General features: G+C 59.0%; 30 protein-coding genes. 15 read left to right on the forward strand and 15 right to left on the reverse strand.

Annotated elements, in window-relative coordinates:
- Positions 1 to 83 precede the first annotated feature (83 nt).
- Positions 84 to 767, forward strand: a complete 684-nt coding sequence (locus MK_RS00785) for a hypothetical protein (RefSeq protein WP_148679399.1) — start codon at positions 84 to 86, stop codon at positions 765 to 767.
- Positions 768 to 845: 78 nt separating this feature from the next.
- Here the strand turns inward: MK_RS00785 and selB are convergent, their stop codons facing one another.
- From selB to MK_RS00800, 3 genes are read right to left on the reverse strand one after another with little or no spacing between them, the layout of a single operon-like run.
- On the reverse strand, positions 846 to 2,225 hold the full coding sequence (gene selB, locus MK_RS00790; RefSeq protein ID WP_011018520.1) for a selenocysteine-specific translation elongation factor: 1,380 nt from the start codon (positions 2,223 to 2,225) through the stop codon (positions 846 to 848).
- Positions 2,226 to 2,234: 9 nt separating this feature from the next.
- Positions 2,235 to 2,885, reverse strand: a complete 651-nt coding sequence (locus MK_RS00795) for a hypothetical protein (protein ID WP_011018521.1) — start codon at positions 2,883 to 2,885, stop codon at positions 2,235 to 2,237.
- A gap of 6 nt (positions 2,886 to 2,891) precedes the next feature.
- Positions 2,892 to 3,713, reverse strand: coding sequence for a methanogenesis marker 8 protein (locus MK_RS00800; RefSeq protein WP_011018522.1), 822 nt, complete (start codon positions 3,711 to 3,713; stop codon positions 2,892 to 2,894).
- A gap of 29 nt (positions 3,714 to 3,742) precedes the next feature.
- Here MK_RS00800 and MK_RS00805 point away from each other — a divergent pair, with 29 nt between their 5' ends.
- Positions 3,743 to 4,192, forward strand: a complete 450-nt coding sequence (locus tag MK_RS00805) for an SAM-dependent methyltransferase (RefSeq protein ID WP_158295858.1) — start codon at positions 3,743 to 3,745, stop codon at positions 4,190 to 4,192.
- On the opposite strand, the gene glyS is transcribed toward MK_RS00805, so the two are convergent.
- Genes glyS through MK_RS00825 form a run of 4 tightly spaced genes read right to left on the reverse strand, consistent with a single transcriptional unit; the run spans position 4,146 to position 8,301 of the window.
- Positions 4,146 to 5,861, reverse strand: coding sequence for a glycine--tRNA ligase (glyS, locus tag MK_RS00810; RefSeq protein ID WP_011018524.1), 1,716 nt, complete (start codon positions 5,859 to 5,861; stop codon positions 4,146 to 4,148). The two genes, MK_RS00805 and glyS, sit on opposite strands and share 47 nt — an antisense overlap.
- Before the next feature lie 16 nt (positions 5,862 to 5,877).
- The gene (locus tag MK_RS00815; RefSeq protein WP_011018525.1) at positions 5,878 to 6,858 is read right to left on the reverse strand and encodes an orotidine 5'-phosphate decarboxylase / HUMPS family protein; all 981 of its coding nucleotides are present in this window, start codon (positions 6,856 to 6,858) and stop codon (positions 5,878 to 5,880) included.
- Positions 6,843 to 7,994 (reverse strand): tRNA (guanine(10)-N(2))-dimethyltransferase, encoded by a 1,152-nt coding sequence (locus MK_RS00820; RefSeq protein ID WP_011018526.1) that lies wholly within the window; start codon positions 7,992 to 7,994, stop codon positions 6,843 to 6,845. Before MK_RS00820 ends, MK_RS00815 begins: the two co-directional genes overlap by 16 nt.
- A gap of 34 nt (positions 7,995 to 8,028) precedes the next feature.
- Positions 8,029 to 8,301 (reverse strand): 50S ribosomal protein L35ae, encoded by a 273-nt coding sequence (locus MK_RS00825; RefSeq protein WP_011018527.1) that lies wholly within the window; start codon positions 8,299 to 8,301, stop codon positions 8,029 to 8,031.
- A gap of 60 nt (positions 8,302 to 8,361) precedes the next feature.
- On the opposite strand from MK_RS00825, the gene MK_RS00830 reads away from it, so the two are divergent.
- A complete protein-coding gene (locus tag MK_RS00830; RefSeq protein ID WP_148679895.1) occupies positions 8,362 to 9,513 on the forward strand; it encodes a DegT/DnrJ/EryC1/StrS family aminotransferase in 1,152 nt (383 codons plus the stop codon).
- A gap of 21 nt (positions 9,514 to 9,534) precedes the next feature.
- Entirely contained in the window at positions 9,535 to 11,793 is a 2,259-nt protein-coding gene (locus MK_RS00835) for a DHH family phosphoesterase (protein ID WP_011018529.1), read from the forward strand.
- On the opposite strand, the gene MK_RS00840 is transcribed toward MK_RS00835, so the two are convergent.
- Genes MK_RS00840 through MK_RS00865 form a run of 6 tightly spaced genes read right to left on the reverse strand, consistent with a single transcriptional unit; the run spans position 11,790 to position 16,153 of the window.
- Positions 11,790 to 12,278, reverse strand: a complete 489-nt coding sequence (locus tag MK_RS00840; RefSeq protein ID WP_011018530.1) for a sortase — start codon at positions 12,276 to 12,278, stop codon at positions 11,790 to 11,792. The two genes, MK_RS00835 and MK_RS00840, sit on opposite strands and share 4 nt — an antisense overlap.
- Entirely contained in the window at positions 12,275 to 13,102 is an 828-nt protein-coding gene (locus MK_RS00845) for a hypothetical protein (RefSeq protein WP_011018531.1), read from the reverse strand. Before MK_RS00845 ends, MK_RS00840 begins: the two co-directional genes overlap by 4 nt.
- 23 nt (positions 13,103 to 13,125) lie before the next feature.
- Positions 13,126 to 14,238: a DUF515 domain-containing protein gene (locus tag MK_RS00850; protein WP_158295859.1), complete on the reverse strand. Its 1,113-nt coding sequence runs from the start codon at positions 14,236 to 14,238 to the stop codon at positions 13,126 to 13,128.
- Positions 14,217 to 14,948 (reverse strand): CDP-diacylglycerol--serine O-phosphatidyltransferase, encoded by a 732-nt coding sequence (pssA, locus tag MK_RS00855; protein WP_011018533.1) that lies wholly within the window; start codon positions 14,946 to 14,948, stop codon positions 14,217 to 14,219. Before pssA ends, MK_RS00850 begins: the two co-directional genes overlap by 22 nt.
- A 6-nt stretch (positions 14,949 to 14,954) precedes the next feature.
- The gene (locus MK_RS00860) at positions 14,955 to 15,596 is read right to left on the reverse strand and encodes a phosphatidylserine decarboxylase (protein WP_148679401.1); all 642 of its coding nucleotides are present in this window, start codon (positions 15,594 to 15,596) and stop codon (positions 14,955 to 14,957) included.
- Between the two features lie 8 nt (positions 15,597 to 15,604).
- Positions 15,605 to 16,153: a TRM11 family SAM-dependent methyltransferase gene (locus MK_RS00865; protein ID WP_011018535.1), complete on the reverse strand. Its 549-nt coding sequence runs from the start codon at positions 16,151 to 16,153 to the stop codon at positions 15,605 to 15,607.
- A 23-nt stretch (positions 16,154 to 16,176) separates the two neighbouring features.
- Between MK_RS00865 and MK_RS00870 the strand changes: the two genes are divergently transcribed.
- The 8 genes from MK_RS00870 to MK_RS00905 all read left to right on the forward strand — a co-directional run bounded on the left by MK_RS00870 (position 16,177) and on the right by MK_RS00905 (position 22,097).
- Positions 16,177 to 16,803, forward strand: a complete 627-nt coding sequence (locus tag MK_RS00870; RefSeq protein WP_011018536.1) for a GTP-binding protein — start codon at positions 16,177 to 16,179, stop codon at positions 16,801 to 16,803.
- The gene (locus MK_RS00875) at positions 16,800 to 17,162 is read left to right on the forward strand and encodes a DUF2073 domain-containing protein (protein WP_011018537.1); all 363 of its coding nucleotides are present in this window, start codon (positions 16,800 to 16,802) and stop codon (positions 17,160 to 17,162) included. Before MK_RS00870 ends, MK_RS00875 begins: the two co-directional genes overlap by 4 nt.
- A gap of 13 nt (positions 17,163 to 17,175) precedes the next feature.
- Positions 17,176 to 17,430: a Zn-ribbon domain-containing protein gene (locus tag MK_RS09420; protein ID WP_011018538.1), complete on the forward strand. Its 255-nt coding sequence runs from the start codon at positions 17,176 to 17,178 to the stop codon at positions 17,428 to 17,430.
- A 4-nt stretch (positions 17,431 to 17,434) separates the two neighbouring features.
- On the forward strand, positions 17,435 to 18,055 hold the full coding sequence (locus tag MK_RS00885; protein ID WP_011018539.1) for a hypothetical protein: 621 nt from the start codon (positions 17,435 to 17,437) through the stop codon (positions 18,053 to 18,055).
- Between the two features lie 15 nt (positions 18,056 to 18,070).
- The gene (locus MK_RS00890) at positions 18,071 to 19,252 is read left to right on the forward strand and encodes a rod shape-determining protein (protein WP_011018540.1); all 1,182 of its coding nucleotides are present in this window, start codon (positions 18,071 to 18,073) and stop codon (positions 19,250 to 19,252) included.
- Between the two features lie 36 nt (positions 19,253 to 19,288).
- Positions 19,289 to 19,999, forward strand: a complete 711-nt coding sequence (locus MK_RS00895; protein WP_011018541.1) for a PHP domain-containing protein — start codon at positions 19,289 to 19,291, stop codon at positions 19,997 to 19,999.
- Between the two features lie 221 nt (positions 20,000 to 20,220).
- A complete protein-coding gene (locus MK_RS00900) occupies positions 20,221 to 21,132 on the forward strand; it encodes a hypothetical protein (RefSeq protein ID WP_148679402.1) in 912 nt (303 codons plus the stop codon).
- Positions 21,129 to 22,097, forward strand: coding sequence for a M48 family metalloprotease (locus tag MK_RS00905; RefSeq protein ID WP_158295861.1), 969 nt, complete (start codon positions 21,129 to 21,131; stop codon positions 22,095 to 22,097). Before MK_RS00900 ends, MK_RS00905 begins: the two co-directional genes overlap by 4 nt.
- On the opposite strand, the gene MK_RS00910 is transcribed toward MK_RS00905, so the two are convergent.
- Together MK_RS00910 and hisF are read right to left on the reverse strand one after the other, a co-directional pair.
- Positions 22,063 to 22,707 carry a hypothetical protein gene (locus tag MK_RS00910; RefSeq protein WP_011018544.1) on the reverse strand — a complete coding sequence of 215 codons (645 nt, stop codon included), beginning with the start codon at positions 22,705 to 22,707 and terminating at the stop codon, positions 22,063 to 22,065. The genes MK_RS00905 and MK_RS00910 overlap by 35 nt on opposite strands.
- On the reverse strand, positions 22,701 to 23,519 hold the full coding sequence (gene hisF, locus MK_RS00915; RefSeq protein WP_011018545.1) for an imidazole glycerol phosphate synthase subunit HisF: 819 nt from the start codon (positions 23,517 to 23,519) through the stop codon (positions 22,701 to 22,703). The genes MK_RS00910 and hisF overlap by 7 nt, the downstream gene beginning before the upstream one ends.
- A gap of 81 nt (positions 23,520 to 23,600) precedes the next feature.
- Here hisF and MK_RS00920 point away from each other — a divergent pair, with 81 nt between their 5' ends.
- From MK_RS00920 to MK_RS00930, 3 genes are all read left to right on the forward strand, one after another.
- Positions 23,601 to 24,302 (forward strand): DUF434 domain-containing protein, encoded by a 702-nt coding sequence (locus tag MK_RS00920; protein ID WP_148679403.1) that lies wholly within the window; start codon positions 23,601 to 23,603, stop codon positions 24,300 to 24,302.
- Between the two features lie 77 nt (positions 24,303 to 24,379).
- Positions 24,380 to 24,856 carry a metal-dependent transcriptional regulator gene (locus MK_RS00925; protein ID WP_011018547.1) on the forward strand — a complete coding sequence of 159 codons (477 nt, stop codon included), beginning with the start codon at positions 24,380 to 24,382 and terminating at the stop codon, positions 24,854 to 24,856.
- Between the two features lie 106 nt (positions 24,857 to 24,962).
- The gene (locus MK_RS00930) at positions 24,963 to 25,442 is read left to right on the forward strand and encodes a hypothetical protein (RefSeq protein ID WP_011018548.1); all 480 of its coding nucleotides are present in this window, start codon (positions 24,963 to 24,965) and stop codon (positions 25,440 to 25,442) included.
- Positions 25,443 to 25,530 lie beyond the last annotated feature (88 nt).

The raw sequence follows: 25,530 nt of genomic DNA on the forward strand, positions 1-25,530 counted from the left end.
CACTCGGGGATGAAGACGGACCTCGGGCCGAAGTCCGATGGGGAGGGTCCGCGCTACTGACCCGCCTCCTCGGGGGACCCGGGTTGACCCCCAGGATCATGGTGGGGACCTCCCCGTTCCTAGGAGCCGGCCAGTTCGGGCATCGGGCCCTTCTATACCGGCGCACCTTCTACCACCGTCCTGAAAACATCGTTGCGCTGCTAGAGTACTGCGCCGAAGAGCTCGGCGTTACGGGCGTTCAAGCCCTGGCGGATCCGGTCATTATCGGGGCGCTGAGGGACGCGGATCCCGATCTGGACGTCGTGGCGGTAGTGGGACTGAGGAACTTGGAGGAGGAGCTCGAAATGCTGGAAAACCTGAACCTGCGTGCGGTGCTTCTCCACGCCAGCTGTGTCGATGGTGAGGACGTCGGAGAAGTGTCGGCCAAGCTGGACGAAATCAGAAGCCGATTAGATGTTCCGGTCGGGATCGCCACGCACCGACCGGACGAGACGCTCCCTAGGTGGGAAGATAAAAAGACGGCGGACGTGTACATGGTCCCCCTGAACCCAGTTGGGGCGTTCATGGGAGACCAGAAAGCCGTTGAGGAGCTCTTGGCCGAAACGGATCGAACTGTGATAGCGAAGAAAGTATTGGCGGCCGGATCCTTACCACCGGAGGAAGGACTACCGTACGCAGCGCGTTACGCGGACGCCGTGGCTGTAGGAATCACCGGAAAGAAGGAGGCGGAAGAGACCCTGAGGATCGCCAAGAGGTACTTCGGGTGATGAACCCCTCGGGAGCGGACTTAGTGAAGAGACGTTCCAGCGCTGATGCTTCGAGGGCATCCTTCAAGGACAAGGAGGTCAGAGGTCGATTTTGACGTCCCGAACCCGCTCCAGAACGACCCGTTCCCCTGTTTTAACCTCCCCCTCGAAGTCGACTAGTACGGCCCCGCGCGTACCGTGAGTGTCCACGATTTTCCCCTCGACTCCTCCCTCCGTGCGGACTTTCTCGCCCACCAGACGCTCGGCGTGCTCCTTGTTTAAAGCTAGTCCATCGACGACCGCTAAGCCCTTCCCCATATGGTCGGCCCTTGTAACGCGCCCACGTCGCCTGGAGACGCGCTTGAATGTCTCACGCTTCGAGGTATCCTCCACGAGCCCGGAGCCCGCTATGCGGAGCGTTGTCGGCGGTAAGTCCAACTTAACGAGGATCGTCCTATCCCCCTCCCTCACGGCCACGGGCTCGTTGAGCTTCGCATACAGGTAACTCGATTCGCCGGGTCGTAGGGAGTCTAGGAGGAACCCATCGTCGTGAGGCACGATCCGAGCCGGTACGGACCTCATTCCGACGTGTATGTGCAGCATGGTCTTCTGCCCGATGGATTGGGGGAACAGGGGGTCTATTTCCACCTTCAAGTCAAGGTATCTGGTGACCCGCAGGGAACCCTCCTCGGCCAGTTGGAAGCCCCGTTCGATCTCTTCCTCTCGGATCCCTCGTAGCGCTATTCCAACCCGATCACCCGCACACGCTTCCTGCTTGTCCTTCCCGAAGCTCTGGATGGACTTCACTTCGACGGTCTTGCCGATCGGGTACAGTGTCAGTTCATCCCCGACCTCGACACGTCCGGTCAGTACGGTACCGGTTACCACGGTCCCGGCACCTTTGACGTGGAACGCGTGGTCTATCGGCATTCTGAACGGAGAATCTAGATCACGATTGGGAGGTTCCAGCACCTCGAGCAACGCGTCTTTCAGATCCTCAATACCCTCACCGATCTTCGCGGAGACCGGGATTATGGGAGCGTCTTCTAAGGTGGTCCCCTGGAGTACTCGTTTGATCTCCTCGATCCGACGCTCGACGGTCTTTTCGTCCACCAGGTCCACCTTATTGAGGGCGATGACCCCACGGTCGATACCCAGGTGATTAAGCACCACCAGGTGTTCCCCGGTCTGTACCTGAGGGCCCTCATCGGCCGCTACGACCAAGATCGCGGCGTCGATTATTTCGGCCCCGGCCACCACGGTTCTGATGAGATCAGCGTGGCCCGGGGCGTCTACCAGTGTGACGGTGTAATCACCGAGCTCGAAGCTGGAGAACCCAAGGTCTATCGTAATCCCACGCTCCTTCTCCTCCGGGTGTTTATCCAACGCCGCCGTAGAAGGCTTCTCAGTCAGCTGCGCTGCGAGTGCCGTCTTGCCGTGGTCGATGTGTCCGAACAGTCCAACATGTACTACGGGCACGGCGCTGCATCACCACCCTTCGTCGAAGAAGTATCGCACCTTCGCCCGATTGAAGAGCGATGAGGCTCCCGCCACTGCGGCCGCTGTGAAAATGTCTTCCCCTCCCAATCCACCCTTTGCCAGCAGTACGTAGGCGACTACTATCGGGATGGGTAGGACGGCATCGATGGCACAGACACGGCGGAAGGTGTTCCTAACGGACACCACGGTATCGATGGGCATCCCCATGAGGACCCAGTGGTAATGCCGCTTCCTGAGGGCGATGACGCAAGGCAGGGTCACCAAGGCGATGAGCGTACCGTAGACCAGCGCCTTGAACTCGGTGATACCCATAAAATAGAACACCTTACGACGGAGGGCGGTGAACGCCATTAAAAGGCCGGGTATAGACGCGATCCCCGTGAACTGCAACCCCAGGATTGCGAACGAAAGTTTGAGGGCCCTCCTAACGCGTACGATCTCCGCACCCGTAGGCGGAGAACCGTTGCGAGCTTTCGTATCGAATATATGGATCCACAGCAGCACGTTGATGAACAGTAGGACCACGCCGGAGGCGAGCAGGTATCTCGGACCTTCGCACGCCACGATCAAATACGCTGTCCCGTAGGAAAACGCCAGGACGAGGAGGTACGTCCACAGTTCTGCTGTCGCCGGGTTCAACGTCGCTCACCCAAGGTGACGTACTTCGAGCTTGAGGTTCCCGAGGAGTTCTCGGACGTTGAGCCACAGAGCCTCGGCCCCGGCGGGAGTGATCCCGTAGACTGGAACCCGGCTACCGACTTTTAATATGTACCTACGTCCGGCCGCACGTCGCACGGCCTTGGAGGCGCAGCCGGTGATTATATCGCAATACTGAACCAGTCGCTCGGCGTCCTCCTCGTCGGTTCCCGTAGTGTGTACCGCGGCTATCAGCACATCGTCGCCGAACTCCTCCCGAATGGCCTCAGCGTCTCCGGCGTCCGCGACGGTTACGGCGACGAACCTTCGCCCCTCCTCCAGCGCTATCTCGACGCCCTCACGTTGATCGATCCTCCCTAGTACAGAGCAGCCGGAGTCTTCCAACCTATCTACGACCTCGGGGATGGGGTCCGTATCCCGAATCCCTGAGATTTCGCCGCAAAGACCCTGAACGATCGCCGGCTTGTCGGTGACGACCGTACCCGCACAGTCCGAGACTATTACGGCGGCGTCGATGAGCCTGTGTTGTAGACACGTCATCAGTGTCTCAGAGACACCGAACGGAGTGTAGCGACGGCAGGACCGAATCCTACGCTTCGGGGTGAACATCCCCACCTCGTTGACTTTGTTCAAAACGTGGCGTTCGGCCGCCTCCCTGGTTAACTTGCTGAAGCCTTCCCGGCGACGCATCAAGGGACACCGCTCGATCATGGGGTCACCTTCGGCGCGAACCTCCACGTCACCGTCCTTCCAGATCACCCGTACCGGTGTCTTCCCCAGACACTCCATCATGTGCTCATACTTCGCCACCTCGACACCCTCCGGGGGACGATGTACCGTTGCGTCTGACACCGATAGGGTGGGTCGTCGAGCGTACGGACGAAGAGGGACTTGTGAAGGTGAGGGAGAGATACAGGAAGTGCCTCGAGGGGTTGGAGGGATTCTCCCACGTCTGGATATTATGGTGGGGACATGAAGCGGATCGGACAGTTACGAGGGTAAGGCCCGTTCACGGGGAAGTCCCCGAGCTCGTCGGTGTTTTCGCCTGCAGGAGTCCCGACCGGCCGAATCCCGTGCTCCTGACGCTTTGTCGGATACTGGAAGTTCGTCCGAACTCCGGCGAGCTTCGGGTCTCCGGCCTAGACGCCCGAGCCGGATCGCCGGTGGTCGATATGAAGCCGTACCTACCCGGTTACGACGAACCCGATGGGGAGGTGTCGGTACCGGAGTGGGTCGAGATGGTCAAACGGGGTCACCGGCCTCCTCGAACTCGAGGTCACCGTCGATGAGCCCACGTAGTACGTCCGCTAGCTCGTCGACCTCCACGCGGACCTGCTCGGTCGTGTCCCTGTCCCTGATCGTCACCGTGTCGTCCTCGAGAGTTTCGTGGTCTACGGTGACGCAGTACGGAACACCGATCTCGTCGGCGCGAGCGTATCGTCTGCCTATCGAACCGGAGTCGTCGTACTCGACCGTAAATCCTTCCTCACGTAGCATGCGGGCCACGCGTCGGGCGTACTCGACCATGTCGCTGCGCTTCAGCAGTGGGAACACTCCCACCTCGATCGGCGCCAGCCAGGCCGGGAACCTGAACACGCCCTCCTCCGGGTCGAAGTTGTGCTCGAGGACGCAATACAGGATACGATCGATACCGTAGGAAGGTTCGATCACGTGCGGGTAGAACCGCTCGCCCGTGACCTTCTCCTTGACGATTTCGTAGCACTCCGGTGGCACCTCTACCTCCTTGCCGTCGACTTCGACGGTGAGACCTCCCTTCAGCTCGTCCTCGCTCTCCGCGGTGATCCGACGTAGCGCCTCCGCGATCTTCGGGGCGTCCGACTTGAACCTCGGTCCGAGCTCCTTCATCACGGGTTCCGGGCGGTAGACTATCTTGGGCTCCTCCAGCTCGCGGAAGGCCCGTAGGTCCTCTCCGCTGTGTTCCGAGTGCTTCTTAAGGTCGTAATCCGTCCTGTCCGCGATCCCGACGACTTCAACCCACCCGAACCGCTCCAGCTTCACCTCCACGTCCCAACAGTCGCTGGCGTAGTGTGCCCGCTCTTCGGGAAGGTGCTGACGCGATCGGATGGCTTCGTTCGGGACCCCCATCTCGTTGAGCATACGCTTGGTGAGACCGAGGAAGTAGCCGATGGGTTGACTGACCATGCCCTCCTCGACTGCCTCACGAACGGACATCTCCAGCATCTCGCCGTTCTCCTTCCGCTGTTCCTCTATGGGGTAGAACTTGAGGACTTCGTCCGCGTAGCGCTCGAACCCTGGGTACTCCTTCTCCTCGGGGTCGAAGAAGACTTCAGCCTCGGCCTGAGTGAACTCGCGGAGACGGATCACACCCTGTCGCGGGCTGATCTCGTTTCGGTACGCGCGACCTATCTGCACGACGCCGAAGGGAAGCTTCTGGCGCGCCCATCGGTAAAGGTCCTTGAACTGGATGAAGATAGCCTGGGCGGTCTCCGGACGCAAATACCCCGTTCGACCCTCCTTGGGACCGATGTTCGTGTCGAACATTAGGTTGAACTCAGTAACCTCAGCGAGCTCCCCACCGCACTCGGGACATCGGAGGTCGTGCTCACGGATCAAGTCCTCCAACTCCTCGGGCGACATTCCTTCGGCGTCGACTCCCAGCTCCTCCTCGGCCAAGTGATCGGCACGGAAGAACTCGCCACACTCGCTGCAGTGAGTCATGGGGTCTATGAAGTGCTCGACGTGACCGGAAGCCTCGAACACCTCGCCTATGAGCAGGTTGGGAGCTTCGATTTCCATGAAACCTTCCTTATGGACGTAGTACTCGCGCCACTTCTCCTCGATCTTCCGCTTCAGGAGTGCTCCCAGGGGACCGTAGTCGTAGAAGCCCCGGGCTCCCCCGTAGATGCGGAACGCAGGCAGTATGAACCCGCGTCGGCGTGCGATCTCCATGATACGTTCGTAGACATCCTCGGTCAATTCCGTGCCCCCTACCTCATATCTCGTAGACTGCTTCCGCTACCCCGTACAGCTTGAGTACGTGCTCCTCGGCCACGAGGATCGTCTTCACGCTCTCCTTGGCGATACTCTCCAGGTCCTCCCGATCGAACTCCTCCGCTCCCAGGATCAGGGTGAGATCGCGCCCGTCACCCTCGAACTTCGGCACGAGATCCGAGTCGTCGTCACCGACCGTACGCAAGCTGGGCTCGTTTCGGACCCATTCCACGAGCCGGATGGCCGCGTTCAAGACTTCGGAGACACGTTCAGAATCCTTCACGACGATCCCCACGGTACTGTGTTTACGAATACCGAGCAACGCCTCACGCTGGTCTTCGTCGGGTCTGAAATCGTAAGGTTCCACACCGGCGGCTTCCACGACAGCCTCCGCGGCCTTCACGGGGTCCTCAGAGGACGTGATGTACCCGCCCACGATCACCAAGTCCACACCATCCAGCTCCTCTATCTTCCTCGGGGTAAGACCACCTGCGACCGCAGTTCTCGCGGGACACCGGTCGACCCCGAACTTGTGGAGTAGCTCTTCCCCCGTGATCGGCTCGTCGATGGCCGCGTGGAGCAGGAGGTAGTCCGGGAATTCCTCAAGTCCCTTCAACTTCGACAGGACGTCTACGGGATTGACGCCGATAGTGTCCACTAATGCCCCGGCGCAGAGCTCATGTGCCCTGGTGACGAACGATCGAATCGTCTCCTCGGGCGCCGCACCCAGCACGCATCCCAGGTTCGCCCCGTGTTTAATCGATAGCTCCGCCTCCAGTGCCCCCACGTCCATCGTTTTCGTGTCGGCGACTATGGGACGCTCCGGAAACTCCTCGGCCAACCGCTCGATCGCCCGCGATCCTTCGGCCTTGATGAGCGGTGTTCCGACCTCAAGTACGTGGATTCCGGCCTCCACGCTCGCTTCGGCTATTTCGATGGCTTTGGGCAGGGATGTAAGATCCAACGCTACCTGTGTAAGCATCCGCTGTCCCCCGCCACCTCTGTGAGGACGGCTTCGAACTCCTCCGGACTCGCGTCGGTTTTCACAACGGCTCTCTTTGAATAGTGTGGACGCACCGCGTTGAATCCCTCCTCACGGAGCCCCTCAAGTACCGAGGTCAGACTCGGCACCCTGGATAAGCCCAACCTCGACGCCCATCGGTGGATATCGTAAGCCCAAGGATTCGTCCCGGTCTCCTTCGCCACAGTCTCCAGGAGTTCCGCAGCCTCTTCGAGCCCGAGTTCGCGGGCGTCCGAAGCCGCACGTTCGGCCCGCTCCCGGTCCGCGAAGTCGGGCAACCACAGGGGTCCCAACCTTACTACGCTCCCTGACCCGCAGCGCGGGCACTCACGATCGAACTCGCGCTCCGAAGTGTACCCACACTCGCGACAGTGCAGAAGGTAACCGAGCCGTTTTAACGCCCGATCGGCTCGGCGGGCTCCTCTTCGGATCTCGCCGATTACGCGCACATGATGACGCTGGAAGAACGCGATATGTGGTTCGAACGCGAGGTCGTACTTCGCACACGTTCGGACGATGTACGAAATCAGCGCGCGGATGGCCACTTCCTGGTAGAACTCGACGCGCTCAACCTCGACCCAATACTTCCTCCGGGCCGAGCGCGGGTAACGCCCTGCGAGGGCCGAGACGTCGGTGGCGGAGATCCCGACCACGCCACGGTTCCGGACCGTTCTAACGGCGGCATCCAAGAACGGGACCGGAGGCCCGAACGGATCGATGTCGACGTAATCGAAACGACCTGCCAGCTCATCTTCGTGCATCAAGGCGTTCGCATCACGGTTCTCGATCCTGCAGACGTCCTCGACGTCGTTCAACCGGACGTTCTCCTCGATCAGCTCGACCGCGCGGGGATTGAGATCGTTGAGGACGACCACCTCAGGACTCAACTCGACGGCGATGCGGATCCCGCGAGCGCCTACTCCCGCCAGCGGATCACACACGATCTTCGGGCCGTATTGCACCAGCGAGGATACCGTTAAATCGCGGCTCAGTTGCATTGCGGGGTTGTAGAACACTGGGTCTCTGGCGGAGGGCTGCCCGCGGGTCTTCGGGACTTTCAGCGGCGTGCGGCCCTCGGTGATTATCTCAAGCTCCATCGCCCTGTCCCTGGCCCTGTCCCTGAGGGTGCGCTCACTTCAGTGTCACCTCGGTACCCAGGGCCTGGCCCGGGAGACCACGCTCGAACCGGACGCGTACGGCCCCGTTGTTGCCGTGGGTGTCGACCACTTTACCCCGAATCACCTTACCCGTCTCCGGGTGCTTCCAGATGACTTCCTTACCGATCAACTGGGCCGCCTCTGATCTGCTCTCGACACCCTCAAACTCTATTATGCACTGCCTGGGATCCTGCGTGTGCCGTCCCATGCGGTAGTTCACGATCACACCTCGCTTGACCTCACTCACGACTATTTACCCCCTGGGGGAGACCAGTTGTCCAAGCTCGCCATCGAGGGAGGCAGACCGATTAGGGAGGACCCTATACCGATCGCTCAACCTATCCTGGGTGACGAGGAGGCCCGTGCCGTCACGGAGGTCCTTCGGTCGGGCCAGCTCGCTCAGGGACCACGCGTTGAGGAGTTCGAGCGTGAGTTCGCCCAGTTCGTCGGATGTGAACACTGCGTCGCGACGAGCTCGGGCACGACCGCACTGCAGCTCGCCCTGGAGTCCGCCGGGCTCGGGCCGGGCGACCTCGCGATCGTGCCGTCTTTTACGTTTATCGCTACTGCGAACGCCGCCTTACACGTGGGCGCCGACGTCGCGTTCGTGGACATCGATCTGGAAACGTACTGTATGGATCCACGCTCCCTGGAGGAGGTCGTGAAGCTCCTGAAAGACCGCGTGCTACGTCCCCGCACCGTAGCAGTGATCCCTGTGCACCTCTACGGCCACCCCGCTGACATGGACCCGATCCTAGAGATCGCGGAGGAACACGATCTCATCGTGATCGAGGACGCGGCACAGGCCCACGGAGCCGAGTACAAAGGTAGGAGGATAGGATCCTTGGGAGACGCCGCCTGCTTCAGCTTCTATCCGACCAAGAACATGACCACGGGAGAGGGCGGGGCGATCACCACGGACGACGGGGAACTGGCCGAGCGGGCCAGAATGCTCCGCTCACACGGCGAGCGCGAACGCTACGATCACGTGGAGCTAGGGTACAACTTTCGGATGACGGACATCGCCGCGGCTATCGGGATCGTCCAGCTTCGGAGGCTGGAGGAGTTCAACGAGCGGAGGAGGGAGAACGCTCGCTACTACCTCAAGGAACTGGCCGATTTAGAACCCCTCATCGAACTACCGACCGAGAAGCCCTGGGCGAAACACGTTTACCATCAGTTCACGATTAGGATCAACGTGGAAGAGTTGTCCTGTACGAGAGACGAGTTCGCGGAGGCGCTCCGTGCCGAGGGAGTGGACTGTGCCGTACACTACCCGACTCCGCTACACCGACAACCCGTATACCTCAGGCGCGGTTATCACGCCACGGAGCTCCCGAAATCGGAGCGTGCGGCCGAGACCGTACTATCCATTCCGGTACATCCGGGTTTGTCGGAGGAGGACCGTCAGGACGTTGTGGAAGCCGTTGAGAAGGTCGTTTCCGCGTTTTCCCGATAGGCTCACACGAGGGGAACGCGCTTGCCGCGCGAGAAGTGTCCTAAATGTGACGGGAAGGGGAAGATCCCAGTCGGAGAGACCGAATGTCCCAGATGCGGTGGTACCGGGTTCGTGGGCGACGTGGACATCAGCGAGCACTTCAAAGGAGCGGCTCAGCACGCCGTCGAAGGGTACGATCTCGCCAGCTCACGTGACGTCCCCTGTCCGAAGTGTCAGGGTAAAGGTGTGATAACGGTCTACGAGGAATGCGACAGGTGCGGTGGTACCGGTTACATCGTGAAGTGTCGGGAGTGCGGGAAGGAACTGGATCCAGACGTTGAAGAGGACCTATGCGAGGAGTGCCGGAAGAAGATCAAACAGATTCGCAAGGAAAAGCTGCCAAAGGTGAAGGTCCTCTCGCCGGCGTGCGGGTACGAGGACGTCGAAGAGGGCGAGCTGTACAAGGGCAAGGTTAGCCGTGTCGAGAAGTACGGAGTTTTCATCGAATTAAACGACAGAACCCTCGGTCTGCTACACCGTCGCGATATGGGCGACAAGGAGCCTCAGGACTTCTCGATCGGTGACGAGGTGGTGGTGAAGGTCACGGACGTGCGACCGGAGGACGGCGAGATCGACTTCACGATCGAAGGTATCGACCCACGGCCCGATCGATACCGCGAGGAGGTCGTGGAGAAGGAGCTGAAGCGCGTACTCGTACACGACATCGACGAATCGAAGATCGGCGAGACCGTCCTGATTAAAGGTAAGATCATCCACGTCCAGCAGACACCCGGACCGACCGTATTCACGCTACGAGACGAGAGCGGTAGCATCTGGATGGCAGCCTTCGAGGGGCCGGGGATCAGGGCCTATCCGGACATCGAGGCGGGTGATTACGTCCGGGTGATCGGCGAGGTCACCACGCACGACGGCCAGCTCCAGGTCGAGATCCTCGACATGGAGAAGCTCGTGGGGACGGAGAAAGTCGAGATCAAACGAGCCATCGACGAGGCGCTCGACCGGGAAGCCGAGCCGCCCGAGGATCTAAAACCCATGGTAGACAGCGAGATCATCGAGCGTCTGTGGCCGCGGATGCGCGAGGTGGCGAAGGAGATCAAGCGGGCCGTACTCGAAGGTCGGCCCGTCCTGATCCGGCACCACGCGGACGCCGACGGTATCTCGGGCGGAGTAGCGCTGGAGGAGGCGATACTCCCGATCTTGAGGGAGAACAACCCGGACCCGGAGGCAGAGTACCACTTCTACAAGCGGTTCCCGAACAAGGCGCCGATATACACCCTCGAGGACGCCTCACGGGACCTGAACCACGCCCTAGAGGACGTCCACAGGTACGGCCATCAGGTACCACTCCTGGTACTCTTGGACATCGGGTGTACCGAGGAGGACGTACCCGCCATCGAGGAAATGAAGGCCTACGGCGTCGACGTCCTGGTCATCGACCACCACTATCCGGGCGAAGCCGTGGGAGAGAACCCGGAGGACGGACTGAAGGAGTTCCCGATCGACGAACACGTGAAGGTACACGTGAACCCCTACGCGGCGGGTGGCGACGGCAAGAACATCCCCGCAGGTGTCCTGGCCGTAGAGATCGCCCGACTCATCAACCCGGAGGTGGAGGACAGGATTAAGCACCTCCCGGCGGTCGCGTGTCTGGGGGACCACGCCGAGTCTCCCGAGGCGGAGCAGTACCTCGAGATCGCCGAGGAGGCCGGTTTCGACAGGAAGTGGCTGAGGAAGATCGCGGACAGCGTCGACTTCCAGGCGTTCCAGCTGCGTCACACTCCGGGGAGGCACCTGATGAACGACGTTCTCGGCACTACAGGGGACGAACACCGACACCGACGGCTGGTAGAGAACCTCTACAAGCAGCATAAGATCGCCTGCGAGCGGCAGCTGGAAGCCGCGCTGAAGGGAGTCAAGGAGTACGAGACGGACGGTGTGAAGGTGGTCACCTTAGACGTGGAGAAGCACGCCCGCAAGTTCGAGTACCCCGGCCCGGGCAAGACGTGCGGGCTCGTCCACGACCTGAAGGTCGAGGAAGAAGGCGACGATGCAAAGGTAGTGACCATCGCGTACGGACCGGACTTCGCGGTGATCAGGGCCACGGAGAACCTGGGGATAAACCTCAACGATATCGTATCGGAACTGGAGGAAGAGATGCCAGAGGCCGCGGTGGAGGGTGGAGGTCACGAGACCGCCGGCTCGATATCGTTCGTGGAGGCACATCGGAACAAGGTCCTCAAGGCGCTGGTCGAGAAGATCCTGAGGGACGCCACCTCTTAACCTACACGCACGCATTTCACGATAAGCCGCTCGCGCGCCGTGGAAAGAGGCGTGCAAGTGACCAACCACAGCTCGTCCTTATTCGACGCATCCGGGTCGATGACGTAATCCGGAGATACTACCACTTTATCGTACACCACGTACACGTACTTGGACCCGAACCAGTACACTATGACCTTATCACCGCGCTTTAACTCGTCGAGGTGTAGGAAGGGAGATCCGAAAAGAGTACGATGTCCGTAGAACACCGTGATTCCCTTTTTACCAGGCGGAGGCGTCATGATCTCGTAATACACACCGTAGTCCGGCGAGGTGGTGTTGATCCGCTCGCGGAGACCTAACTTCGGGATGACCAACTCGCAGTCGGGTATCGATACGGATTCATGGTACATGAAGTAAGCGACTTCCTTGGCCGCGAGATACCCCAAGTACGTCGTGGATGGAGCGAGCAGGAGAATTCCCGGAATCAGGTACCGTAACCTCACTTGCTGAGACCCCTGTAGACTAGGTAGAGCCCGACCACGGCCGCCAGCACCACCGCCGCGATCAGGAACAGGGACTCACCCGCTTTGTATTGACCCGCCGTGACGGCGCCCCCCGCACCAGCGCCTCCGGCGCCACCGACGCCCGCTCCACCCGCCGCACCGCCGGCGCCTCCACCTTCAGCTCCAGCCCCCGGGCCGCCGGCTCCTCTACTGTACTCCATGACGTACCTGATTTCGGGGAACGGACCGTACGGTCTGCCGTCGATGGTTACTCTACCGTCCTTAACACCGATTTTCCAGACCGGGACGTTATCGTTCACCCTCGCGGGCTTCGGGTCGGCATCGACCAGTCTACCGTCCGCTAGAACGACCACCCCGCTGAGCTCCGTTTCCGGGGCACTGTTGACGTTTGCCTTTAACTCCATAGAGACCGAGATCCGCTCGTAGGAGCACTCGCTCATGTTGAACGGCCAGCCGGCGTTCACCATCAGTGGGAAACCTTCCTCCAGGGAGACGTTACTCGCCACGATCTTGGCGTACGCCCTTGATCCAGAGATCTTGACGTCTTCGACCTTGGCACCCGAGATACCGATGTCCGACTCCCTAGGTTTTTGAGCACCCTTACCCGTGGCCTGCACCTCGATGACAAGTTTGGAGATAGTCACCGGGGGTTTTTTACCCTGACCGGTGGGCTCGGTGGGCTGTCCCACGGGCGCACCGGGGGACTGACCGGTTTGAGCTATGGTGATGGAGCCTACCAATGCGGAGTAAGCCACGCACATTCCCAGCATAACCAGTATAGTCGATTTTAAGGACAGTTTCAACAGGGTTTTCCCCCGCAGTGCGTCTACGTCTCCGGCAGTATCCAAATTCCTCCTTTGACACTCGATGCTATTAACACCTTAGGTTGAACCGCGTCTTTCGGTATTTCAACGATTACTAGTAAGTTCTCCCAGCTCCGGATACCTTCCCTAGCCTCAATGCTCATTAACTGACGAATGAAGCCGCCTCCCCGGCGTGCCCTTTCTACGGCCATCGCTTTCACCAGATCGCGGAGATCTACGAGCGCCACCGGCGACAGGTGAGGTGACGTGACTCTGGTGTTCAGGCCCGGGTAATTTTTAAGCGTATACGTGACACCCGTCCCGCCTCCGACGGCGTACGATCTCCCGGTTACGAGGCCTGCCGGGAATACCACCTTCCTTAGGGCCAAATCCGAGCTACCTGTACGGTACATGGTCTCCAACGCAGATGCTGATACTAGGTCAATTTTGAAGTTATCTGGTAACCCGCCTTTAATCAGCATAATATATCGAACTATAGCCCCGCTTATTTGGTTGGGGCCCTTATATGCTTCCTTATTTTTAACTTTAGCAATTTTCTTAAGAGCCCAGTTCGTAATCGATAGTGTCACCCTATCCCCGACTTTTATAGGACCCGTCTTATTCGGATCTGCCCAAATTGCTATCAGTACTGTTTCAGGGCGCTTCACTTGAACTTTCATCAGTTCGTCAACACCCATCATCCTTATCTTGTTCAATGCGTCTCTGACAGTAAGCAACTGTGGTCCCTCAGGCGTAACTAATTCTACCCTCCCTTTCTTCTGATTCATTTTGATTTGCTTCGCCAGATACCTCCTCCACTCTACCGTTGCAGCGCCCACTACATCAATTGCTTGTAACTGTTCTGGAGTCTCTGCTGAGAGTATTTGCTGCTGCAATTTAGTCCGCGTTGGTGAAGCTGCGAGCGGTCCTGTGAAATATGTGTTTAGCTCTTTCAACTTTTGAGCACGAAGTTTTTCCAACTGCTCTACATACGGTTTGTATACGAAAAAGTAGTACGCCCCACCGCCGGCGGCCAAGAAAATCAATCCTATGACGATCGCTCCGATCACGGCGTGGCGTCTCTCTTCCGGAATCTCAACGAAGTTCGTCGGTCTCACCGGCGGCCGCGGAAGCACCCTCTCACCCCCCTCACCATGTACCACGAAAGTAGCGCCGTTATCGTGACCGAGGCGACAACTTCCAGCCCCCGTTTTATCTCATCCGGGGGGATCAGGAACGAGAACAGGAGCACGAGGGATGAGAGACCTCCCGCGGCCAGGATCGCCGGATGGGGACGCTTGAGGCTCGGGAACTTGATCGAGGAGATCATCAGTAAGGCCGAGGTACCCAGTATCACGGTATTGAGGACATACCACAGGTATGACGGACCCAAATCGACTGTTAGGAAATAGAGACTGCTGGCTATCGTTCCGACCCACGGAACTGGGAGGCCGAGGTAGTACTCACCCGGGTCGTACCCGTCGACACACATCGCGTTGAACCGGGCGAGTCGGAGGGCACCGCAGCAAACCATCAGGACGGCGAGAAGGTAACACATCGGAGCCGGCACGAGACCGGCGGTGACTACTAGCACGGCCGGTGCTACCGCGAACGAGACCAAGTCAGCCAGTGAGTCCAGGTTCATCCCGAACTCGGACTCCTTTCCCGTCCTCCTGGCCACGAACCCGTCCAATGAGTCCGCGATGAAGGAGAGTATGATGAACCTGGCGGCCGCACCCGGAAACCCTGCGATCGACGCTAGAAGTGAAAACGCTCCGAAGACCACGTTGGTCAGCGATACCACGCACGCGGGTGTGATCAGCTCCGAGATCTTCCAACGCTCCACGTTACCTCACCTCTTCACCCTAATCACGGGAGTCTCGCCGGCCTTTACACTGTCCCCTTTACGTACGAGTAGCTCCTCCACGCTACTTCGGGGGACAGCCAGGTCGACCCTTGACCCGAATCGGATCATGCCGATCGGTTCCCCCTTGTTCACCTCGTCTCCCTCCTGTACGTACAGGTCGATCCTGCGCGCGACCGCTCCCGATACTAAACGGACGACGAACGGGGGGTCGCCGTCGAACAGCAACACCGCCCGGTTGTTCTCGGTGGCCGAATCTTTCCGGAAAGCCGGACGGAACCGTCCTTTTAAAATCTCGGCCTCCACGACCCGCCCGTCCAGCGGGGCGCGGTTCACGTGCACGTCGAGCGGCGACATGAACACGGACACCGTTATCGGGTCGTCTAGGTACGAGCTCAACTCGTCGTCGGATGCCTCCCCGGCTTCCATCACGTAACCCAGCAGTCTACCGTCCGCGGGTGATACCGCGAGGGAAGGGTCCGAAGGAGGTTCACGCGGAGGGTTACGGAAGAAGAACGCCAGGAACGCCGCGGTTCCGAGGCAGAGGAAGGATAAGGGGCGAGACCATGGGAACAGTGCTGCGCCGAGGGCCGCCGGTGGTGTTACGAACTTCCACCATCCAGGCGCCATCAAATCGCTCACACCCGCTCACAGACGAACACGAACCCGGGGACGATGTGTACCCACTTCAGGTACTTTTCCAGCACGCGGAGTGGAACCTCGTGATGGAGTAATTTAGTGAAGTATCCGGGCCAGTGCGTCAGCTGCACGAACCTGCCTGAAGTCTTAAGAACTGTCGCGCAGGATCGGAGGAACTCGAGGGGCTCGGGCACGGTTTTGACGGGGACCGTCGACAGTACGGCGTCGACGTTATCCACGAGCTCCGGTAGCTCGCGTGCGTCCGCGACCACGAACTCGATGGAGTCTTCCACCCCGTACTCCTCCGCGTTCCTCCGGGCCATGTCGATCATCTCGGGATCGACGTCGACGGCCAGCACTTCACACCCCATCTCCGCCGCCGCAATGGCGACGACTCCGTTCCCGGTACCCGCGTCCACCACGAAATCTCCTTCCTCCACCCCGGCCGCCCGAACCATGAACTCGGCGGTTTCCCTGCGGGTAGGGGCCGGCGCGCCCACTCGGAGCGGTTCGCGGAGTGCCTTTCTGACGAACGCCCATACGCTCATGGTATCCCCCCAGGGGTGGTGGTGTGGGAGTTCGCGAAGTCTTAAGACGCTTGGCGGCCGCTCTGAGGTCCGGACCCGAGGAGCTGGACATCGGAATATACGGGGCTCCCAACGTGGGCAAAACGACGCTGGCGAATCGCATCGCCCAGGATTGGGAGGCGGAGGAGTTCGGTCAAGTGTCGGAGGTCCCTCACGAGACTCGGGAATCGGTGCGTCGAGAGGTAGCGATAGAGGTGGGATCAACAACGGTTAAATTCAACATCGTGGACACACCCGGCATCGCCACGAAGGTAGACTACCGTAAGTTCTTGGAGTACGGGCTTGACGTGCAAGAGGCGAAACAGAGGGCCAAAGAGGCTACTCGAGGGGTGGTGGAAGCGATCAAGCTCCTAAAGGACATCGACGGGGCGCTGGTCGTCATCGACTCCACCAAGGATCCCCTGAGTCAAGTCAACGTAACCCTGATAGGCAACCTGGAGGCCAACGACGTCCCGTTCTTGGTCGTTGCGAACAAAATAGACTTGGAGGAAGCCGACCCTGAAGCTGTCCGGAAAGCGTTCTCGGAATACCCCGTAGTCGCCGTCTCCGCGAAGACCGGGGAGAACATGGCTAAGCTGTACGAAGCCATGGTTAGGGAGTTTACGAGTTGACGGACGGCGAGGTTAAAGTGGAGGTGCTAGCTAAATCGGCTTTAGAGAGGATGTCGACGGAGGAGGTCGTGGAGTACGTCATCGAAAAAACTAGGGGCGGGTCCGTGATCGTACTTGAGGGACAGTTAGACCCGGAGACGCTAACACAGATCATCCGTGAGACTATGGAAAATGTGGATCTGGAAGAGTTCACAGGTGTGGACATCTACGTGGTACCACCGAAGGCGAAGACGGATAAAGGACTTTTCGACAGACTGCTGGGACGCCAGTCCGAGGAGGGTATGACCGTGATCTCACCCGCGGACGTTCTGAAGGATATGAAAAAGGGGAAGGATTTCATCACGCTAAAACTCGGATGACGGGAGATCTGCTATGCCTCATATATGTATAAGATGCGGCGAAGTGTACGACAAGGTTACAAAAGAACTCATACGTCGGGGTTGCTTAAAATGTGGGTGTAGACTGTTTAAGCGGGTATCTGAGGATGACGGAGATAACCCAGCAACGATCGTTGTCGAACGTGATGGCGTTTACACAATTAACATTGAAAACATTGACGATGTTGTAACTGTATATAAATCAGGTAGATTCTTCATAGTGCTTCCGGAGCAAAAGTACGGGGATTAGGCAATTGAAGACCACAGAAAGACCTGAACTGAGAGTTAAAATACTTAGAGCAGCTGCAGTATCTCACGAAGACATCAGTAAGGAAATGGATTCATACTGTGCAATACTAGGGGATCCAGAAAGCATTGATGATATCGTATATGAAGTGATGCGTCTATCTAATTTTGAAATTATCGACAACAGTATAGTGAAAACTAGACACGGAATAGTAGTTTGGAGGTACGGAGTTGTACTAATAAAATCGACGCCTGAGATTACTTCATTAATAAAGCGAATAGTGAGTGATACGAACCTCATGTCTGTAGTATTTAAGGCCAAGGACGGGAACTTTCTGATAGCAGGACCGGACATTGTCTTGAAAAAAATTTTGAGTAGTGCTAGAGTTAAAATGAAGGTTAAAGTGACCAAGCGTACCAGAGGTATAGCTTTCGTTGAAACTTCCACCGTGGTATTCGATGCGATGCCTGGATTCTTAAAAGACATAATTAACACGCTTCTCGGCATAGAAGAGGAAGTATTCAGTATTTTGGTCCTAGACGTTGAAGATCCTGAAAAGTTTAAGAAGATCATCGATAAAGGACCGAATGTATATTGGAGGAGAATTGAAGAAGATAAAGAGACGTAGAGGGGTTGTAAGCGCTTGCCATTGTGGAAGAGAAAGAAAAAAGAGGAGACAAAGCAAGAGAAAAAGATTGAAGAAGAGAAGAAGGAGAATAATGAAAAGAAAGCTTCTAAACTACCAACATCTATTCAAGAGGCACTTAGTGAAGAGCCCGAAATAGAGATAGATGAAGGGCTCGAAGCACTTGGTATAGATTTAGGCACCATGAACACAGTGGTTGCGAGGCCGGCCGAGGAGGAGTTTTTGGTGAAGCAATTTCCGTCTGTAGTAGCCGTGAAGAAGGGTACGAATCGAGTTTTGGCTATAGGTGAAGAAGCCCGCCGAATGCTCGGACGGACTCCCGAGGACATCGTGGCCGTGCGTCCAATGCGTCACGGTGTGATCGAGTCCTTAGAGTACGCCAAGTTCATAGTTCAGTACGCGATCGAGCTCGGATCGGACAACAGTCCCGAAGAAATCGAACGCGTCGCCGTAGGAGTGCCGGGTGATGCATCCGAGGTGGAGAGAGAAGCCATCGAAGAGGCGACCTCGGACGTCGGAATGGATAAGGACAACGTGATCGTGATCAACGAAGCCCTAGCGGCCGCCATCGGAGCCGGACTGCCGATCGCGGAGCCGGACGGTACTATGGTGATCGACATCGGAGCGGGTTCCACCGATATCGCCGTTATATCGTTGGGTGGAATCACCGACCAGGAGACCATGAGGGTCGGTGGGGACAACATCGACCAGAACATCGTCGATCTCGTGGAGGAGGAGTTCGGGGTGCGGATCGGCATCCACGAAGCCGAGCGGGCGAAAGTGGAGGTAGGTAAAGTCTTCACTGAGACCGAGGACATCGAGGACAAGGAGATCGAAGTGGTAGGCAAGGACATCGAAACGAACAAGCCCAAGGAGATCACTATCGACTCCGAGCTGGTGGCTAAAGCCGCGGAGCCCGTCGTCCAAGAGATCATCAGGGCCATCGAGAGTATCCTCGACAGGTTGCCGCCGGAGTTGGTCCCGGGCGTGTACGAGAACACCGTGCTCGTCGGAGGTACCTCACTAATGCGAGGCCTCCGAGCTAGGATCGAAGAGGAAACCGACGTACCGGCCGAGCTCGTAGACGATCCCCTGACGGTAGTAGCGAAGGGTGCCGCGATCGTAGCCGCGGAGCCGAAGACCTTGGAGCCCGAGATAAGACTCAAGGCTCTGAAGTGAAGTACCCAGAGCGTAAAGCGGCCGGGAAGGCTCCCGTTGCGCCTTCGGGCAGACCTGCATACCCACACGGTATACTCAGACGGCCACGGGACCCCGCTGGAGAACGTATTAGCGGCGGAAGAGCGGGGACTCGAGACGGTCGCATTAACCGATCACGGTCCCGCATCACCCGACGGTCTCACGGATCGGTCCTTCAGACGTCTCGTGGCGGAAGCCAGGGAGGCGGAGAAACTCTGCTCGGTTCGGGTGTATGTTGGTGTGGAAGCGAACATCGTGTCAATCTCGGGAGAGATAGACGCAACACCGGCGATGCTCAGCGAGTCCGACATCGTGCTGGCCGCCATCCACAACCCTCGTCTGATACTGGCGAACCCGGGAAGTGCGGAAGAACTACGACGCGCGATCGTACACGCGACGATCAGGTGCATAGAGAGTGGAGAGGTACACATAATCGCGCACCCGGTGTGGATCCTGGAGCAGCTCCGATGTTACATAACCGCACAGGAGGCGGAAGAAATCGCCCGGGTGGCCGCCGATCACAACGTCGGGCTGGAGCTTAACGCGCGGCATCTCCCCAGGGACTTCACCTTATACCAAGTCGCGATTCGGGTAGGGGCACCGATCACGTTCGGTAGCGACGCCCACGCACCTGAGGAAGTGGGGCGGTTCAAGCCGCTCCAGAAGCTAGCCCGAAGGCTCGGTATCGAACCGCAGGATGTACACCCGGAGGAGCTGGGGATCGTCTGACCCTGAGGACCTTAAACGTCGACTGGGAGGCGGTCAAAGACGCGCTGAGCGATACCGAGGAACCGGAAGAGCTTGCTGAGCTACTGAATCCCCCCGAACTCGCCGCCGCCTTACCGTACTCCGGATGCGATAACCCGCGGGAATTCCTCAAGAGGCTCGAGGTTCGCTCCGACCCCATCTCTTTAGCGTTAGTGGAGATACACGGCAGGGTCGCGAGGAAGGTGCAGGAGTGGAAACCGTTCGTGTGCCCTGATATCCGCGCGGCCCGCGAGTTCACGCGAGAGATCGTGGCCAAGGCTAAAGCCGACTTCTTAGCGGAGCGAGCCGGAGGATCCGAAGCGCTGGACCTGTGCGCGGGACCCGGCGGAGACACGTTGGCCTTAGCGGAGCACTACGACGTGAAAGCCGTGGACCGTGAGGTACCTCGGATCGAGGCGCTGAAGATCAACGCTCGGCTCCACGCGGGGCACGCCGTTGAAGTTATCGAGCTAGACGTCATGGAAGCCGAGCTTGATGCGGACGTCGTCCACGCGGATCCGGGCAGATCCGGCGCCAAGGACCCGAAGCGTACCGAGCCCCCCGCGACGGAACTACGAGACATGTTCTCAGAAGTCCCACACATGATCGAAGTGCCACCAGCCGTGAAACCGAGACCGGGAACCGTAGTCTTCAGTGCGACGGGTGAGGTCCGTTCAGTCTGCTGGACCAACCTGACCGAAAAAGTCGCAGCCGTGATCGCGGAGACATCAGCTGTTCTCGAAGGCCTTCCACGGAAGCCCACGGAAGCGTTGGAACCCGAAGAGGTGCGCTACGTTATCGAGCAGGATCCCGCCGTCCGTAAAGCGAACCTTTCGTGGAAGCTCGCCGAGGAGCTCAACGTTCATCCGACAGTCGTCGCCGGTGAGGAGACAGTGTTGGCGTCGGAAGATCCACCGGACTTAACAGTCGATCACGTGATCAGGGTAGTGGAAGTCGGAGAAGAGGGCGACGGTCCGCCTACGATACGGTCTCTCGGTGTCAAACTGAACCCAAGACGGTTAGCAGAGTTGCGCAAAACGTACAAGGAGTACGACATCGTGTACGTAACGAAGGCCGGTGTCCTGGCCGGAAAAGTGATCTACGAAAGGGAGTGAGGGAAAGCTTGCTGGAAGCCGCCGGTGCCGTGCTTCTGGGTTCGGCCGCGCTCCTGATGGTTGGCAGATTGGGTAACCGCGGGTTCTTCTTGTGGCTCCGTACCGTCGGTATCTTAGGTCTGTTGGTCGGAATACTGTCCCTGGCGCTGGCCGCCCTGACGGGGAGTGCGATCGCGGGGCTGGTCGTAGGAGTCATCACTGCCGCGATGATGTACCTATTCTCCTCCCGTATAGTGCGCATCCAGATGGGAGCCGTAGACGCCGAGGAGTTCCTCCGGTACAAGCCGGAGTACGCGGACAAGTTACGCAGAGTGCAGGAGATGGTGTCGAAGCTAGCGTCCAAGGCTGGGCTTCCGGAACCCGAGCTGGTGGTAGTTCCGGAAGAGACCGGTGTCGGCGGGTACCCCAACGCCTTCGCCACCGGACGCCGGTCGAAGCCCACGGTGGGAGTTACAGAGGGGCTCCTGAGGCACCTGGACGACGACGAGATATACGGAGTACTGGGTCACGAGCTCGCTCACGTGAAGAACCGCGACACGCTCGTCATGACCGTAGCTGCGGCCGTGAGCACCGCCATCGCGTACGCGTTCGACCCGTGGCTGAACGCCATGTACACCGAGGACTGGGAGGACATAGCTTTCCTGGTGCTGGCGGGCATGTTGGCCTCGCTGATCTCGACGCTGCTCGTGGCCGCCATAAGCCGGTCGCGGGAGTACTTGGCCGACGAGGAGGGAGCTAAGCTCTCGGGGAACCCCATGGCGCTGGCCGAGGCCTTGGAGAAGATCGAGGCGATAGTCAAGTCCAACCCCGCGCCCGCTAGGTCGTTGTCCGAAGTCTCAACGGCGCACCTGTGGATCGAGAACCCGTTCCGCGGAGGCCTACTCCGACTGTTCAGCACTCATCCGCCGGTCGAGAAGAGGGTCGAACGTCTCAGGCGCCTCGCGAGAGAGTTGCAAGGACCGTAACCTCGGCCCAGGCGTCCTCGAGGTAACGCTGCACCTCCAGGGGGCTCCAGGGATCGATCCTTCGGACGCGGCGGAGGAGCCGCTTCTTGACCTTAGCCACCTCGGGGTGTTCGGGTTCCACCTCGGGCACGTAGAGCGGAACGTCCAGACGTTCCGCGGCCAATCTCAGCGGTTCCAGAACCAGGGACCTTTCGAGTTCCGAGAGCGGGTCGTCGGTTCGGCACCCGGTCACGCGCCGGAGACCCATCTCGAGGCGGCGAACGGCCACGTCCGGAAGCTCCTGCAACACTAGCTCCTCCGCACCGACCTCGAGAGGAAGGGCCAGAGCCCGAAGTGGCGGTAACCCACCGATCGGCATTACACCGTGCTCGAACTGCAGCACGTGGGCGAGCTCGTGGGCCAGGGAAGCCTTGACTTCTTGGAAGTTCCGAGCGGCCCCGATCTCCACGGTCACAACGTTACCTTCGAGGCGCGTGTACGTGGCCCGGACGGCGTCACAACTAGCCAGGAGCACCGGAGAATCTGGCTTAACCGTCGACGGGAGCTCACGATACGCTCGGATCACGAAGTACCGGAGCGATCGGGGATATATGAGCAGGACTCTCAGCACTGTCTGACCCGAACACCCCTTTCGGCCAGGTGCTCCTTCACCTCTTCGATCGTGAATTTCCCATAGTGGAAGATCGAAGCCGCGAGAGCTGCGTCGGCGTCGGCCTCCTTGAAAACCTCCACCATATGCTTCGGGTGACCGCAACCCCCGGAGGCTATCACGGGAATGCTCACTGCGTTACACACCTCTCGGGTCAGTTCGATGTCGTAACCTTCTTGAGTACCGTCGGCGTCGATGCTCGTCAAGAGTATCTCGCCCGCGCCCAGCTCCTCCACCCTCTTAGCCCAGGTTATGGCGTCGAGATCTACGGGCTCACGACCTCCACGGACGTAGACCCGGAACCAGTATTCTCCATCGTCGTTCGAGAAGATATGATCCGCCACGTGTTCATGCTCCGGCTTCAGAGGCTCCCGCTTTGCGTCGATCGCCACTACCACGCACTGCGACCCGAAAATATCGGCGGCCTCGGAGATTAACTCCGGGTTCTCCACCGCCGCGGTGTTCACGGAAACTTTATCGGCTCCGGCGGTCAGCGCCCTTCGGAAGTCCTCGACGTCGGATATCCCGCCACCTACGGTCATGGGAATGAACACCTTCTCCGCGGTGCGACGCACCACGTCCACCATTAACCGGCGACCTTCAGGAGAGGCCGAGATATCCAGGAACACGATCTCGTCGGCACCGTGACGGTAGTAGTGATGGGCCAACTCAGCGGGATCGCCAGCGTCGCGCAGTCCGCGGAACCGTACGCCTTTCACGACACGTCCGTCCTTGACGTCGAGGCAGGGTATGATGCGTTTGGCTAAGGCCATTGGAGTCTCCGCCCACACCCCGGTTCCTCCTCATCGGGGTCGGCGTGGGGTAGCATCGTCATCGACGGGGTGGCATTCGGGATGGTGGCCAGGGACCTTCTGGATTCTATCGAGAAATACCTTTTGGTGACGCGAAGGATGGTGAACGCCGGGATACCTAAAGATCGGGCGTTGAACACCGTACAGCGCACCTGGGGACTCACAAATAGGGAGAAGAAAGCGCTATACCGTATCGTGTGGTCGAGACTGGAATCATTACTCAGAGCCGGCAAAAGGGTCCCGACGCCGCTTCTCAGAGGGCAGGACTTGGTAATCGACGGGTACAACGTGCTTGTCGGGCTGGCGTCCCTGGACGCCGGGGAAGCCGTACTCTGCGACGACGACGTGGTGCGTGACTTACGGATGTCTCCCAAGTTGGAGGAGGAAGAGGTGCAGACCGCCCTCGAAATGTTGGAGACGTACCTGCGTCGCGTTGAACCGCGCTCAGTGAGGATACTGTTCGACGCTCCTGTGAGCGGTAGTGGTGAGCTGGCCGCGCGAGTCGAGCGGTACCTAAAAGACTCGTTGAACGTCCCGGTACGGGCCTCGGCCGTCAAAGGTGTGGACGAAAAGCTGGTGAGGGCCCAAGGAGTGCCCGTGACATCCGACTCCGGCATCATAGATCGTGTGTCAGCTTATCACGACGCCGTCAGGGAAGTGGCGGCCGCAGAAGGTATAGCCGTATGGATCCCGCCGGGACCTTCCGAGCCCAAGTTCGTACGTGCTCTCGTCCCGGAAGGGTAAGGATGATGATCACGGGACCGGGATCGAGGGTAATCCGATGAGAGTAAGCGGCCACACCTGACTTAGGGGAACCGCGAATGGTTCGGAGAACCTCTGAAGAGATTTCAGAACGCATGGAAGACTACCTGGAAGCCCTATACCTACTTTCGAGACGCGGCTCCGGCCGACATGTGAGGATATCGGAACTCAGCGAGTACCTGGAAGTGTCCAAACCGACGGCGTTGGAGATGATCAGAAAGTTAGCAGATCGCGGCTTAGTAGAGTACGAACGAGGTCTGGTGAAACTCACGGAGAAAGGTCGAGAGATCGGTAAGGAGGTGTGGGACAGGCACCGGGAGATAGCGTCATTCCTCCGGTTCTTGGGTGTAGATCCGAAGATAGCGGAACGTGACGCATGCGCTATAGAGCACTCGTTACACCCGCAGTCTTTCCGGAGACTACGAAAACTGTTCCACCTCCTGAAGGAGGCGACCGGGGAACCGACCGTGCGCGAGATCCTAGATAAAGTGCGGGGGGAAGAGGGAGATTCAGACGGAGTTCGACATCGATCGTAAGACGCTGAAGGCCGGACTCAGAAAGCTCCGGTCACTGGTCAAGGTCAAGATTCGACTAGCTAGGGAGCACGGTACCGTAGAGGTAGACCGACCTCCTCTACCCATAGTGAAGAGCTGGTACGGGGAGGTTCTGGAAACCGTTGACGACGCCGAGAACTTCTTCGAAAGGGAGCTCCGACGCATGCATAAGGTCGAGCTCGAGGAAGTACCCAAGGTGGTATTCTGCGCTTTCGACGTTATCGAGGGAGTCAAGCATGAGTTCGAGCCTGAAAAGTATTTATATAAGCCCGGGGCGATACCCGCGGGAGCTCAGGCGTTGACACTGGATATCATGACGGACGATCATAGGGAGGATGCCGTGTACATAGGGGAGCCGGGCCCGGAAGTGAGCCGCGACCGTTGGGCGGGCCGTGTAGTGTCCGTCCTCGCGAGGCTGTTGCCAGAGTGTGTGGAGGTTGGGTTGCTCGAAGATGTCAGGGAGCTGGAGGGCGTAAGGGTGAGGATCGGGAAGTTCACCCTACTGAACTACGTTACTGGCGCGGCACTGGCGCTCTCGGGGGCCGAGGTCGAGCTCGAAGTTCAGTGAGCCTTTCTAACCCTGGCTACCTCATAATGCCGCGGAGTGAAGTAATAGTCGAACGGGTCCCTGCTGGAAATCCTGTAGTCTCTGGGGA

The organism is Methanopyrus kandleri AV19 (assembly GCF_000007185.1).
GTDB classification, from domain to species: domain Archaea; phylum JAADCQ01; class Methanopyri; order Methanopyrales; family Methanopyraceae; genus Methanopyrus; species Methanopyrus kandleri.

Excerpts from the sequence above, each read along its gene's own strand:
- MK_RS00815 (WP_011018525.1), bottom strand. The coding sequence starts at position 6,858 with ATGCTTACACAGGTAGCGTTGGATCTTACATCCCTGCCCAAAGCCATC.
- MK_RS00820 (WP_011018526.1), bottom strand. The coding sequence starts at position 7,994 with ATGGAGCTTGAGATAATCACCGAGGGCCGCACGCCGCTGAAAGTCCCG.
- MK_RS00860 (WP_148679401.1), bottom strand. The coding sequence starts at position 15,596 with ATGGCGCCTGGATGGTGGAAGTTCGTAACACCACCGGCGGCCCTCGGC.
- MK_RS00865 (WP_011018535.1), bottom strand. The coding sequence starts at position 16,153 with ATGAGCGTATGGGCGTTCGTCAGAAAGGCACTCCGCGAACCGCTCCGA.
- MK_RS09420 (WP_011018538.1), top strand. The coding sequence starts at position 17,176 with ATGCCTCATATATGTATAAGATGCGGCGAAGTGTACGACAAGGTTACA.
- hisF (WP_011018545.1), bottom strand. The coding sequence starts at position 23,519 with ATGGCCTTAGCCAAACGCATCATACCCTGCCTCGACGTCAAGGACGGA.
- MK_RS00920 (WP_148679403.1), top strand. The coding sequence starts at position 23,601 with ATGGTGGCCAGGGACCTTCTGGATTCTATCGAGAAATACCTTTTGGTG.
- MK_RS00925 (WP_011018547.1), top strand. The coding sequence starts at position 24,380 with ATGGTTCGGAGAACCTCTGAAGAGATTTCAGAACGCATGGAAGACTAC.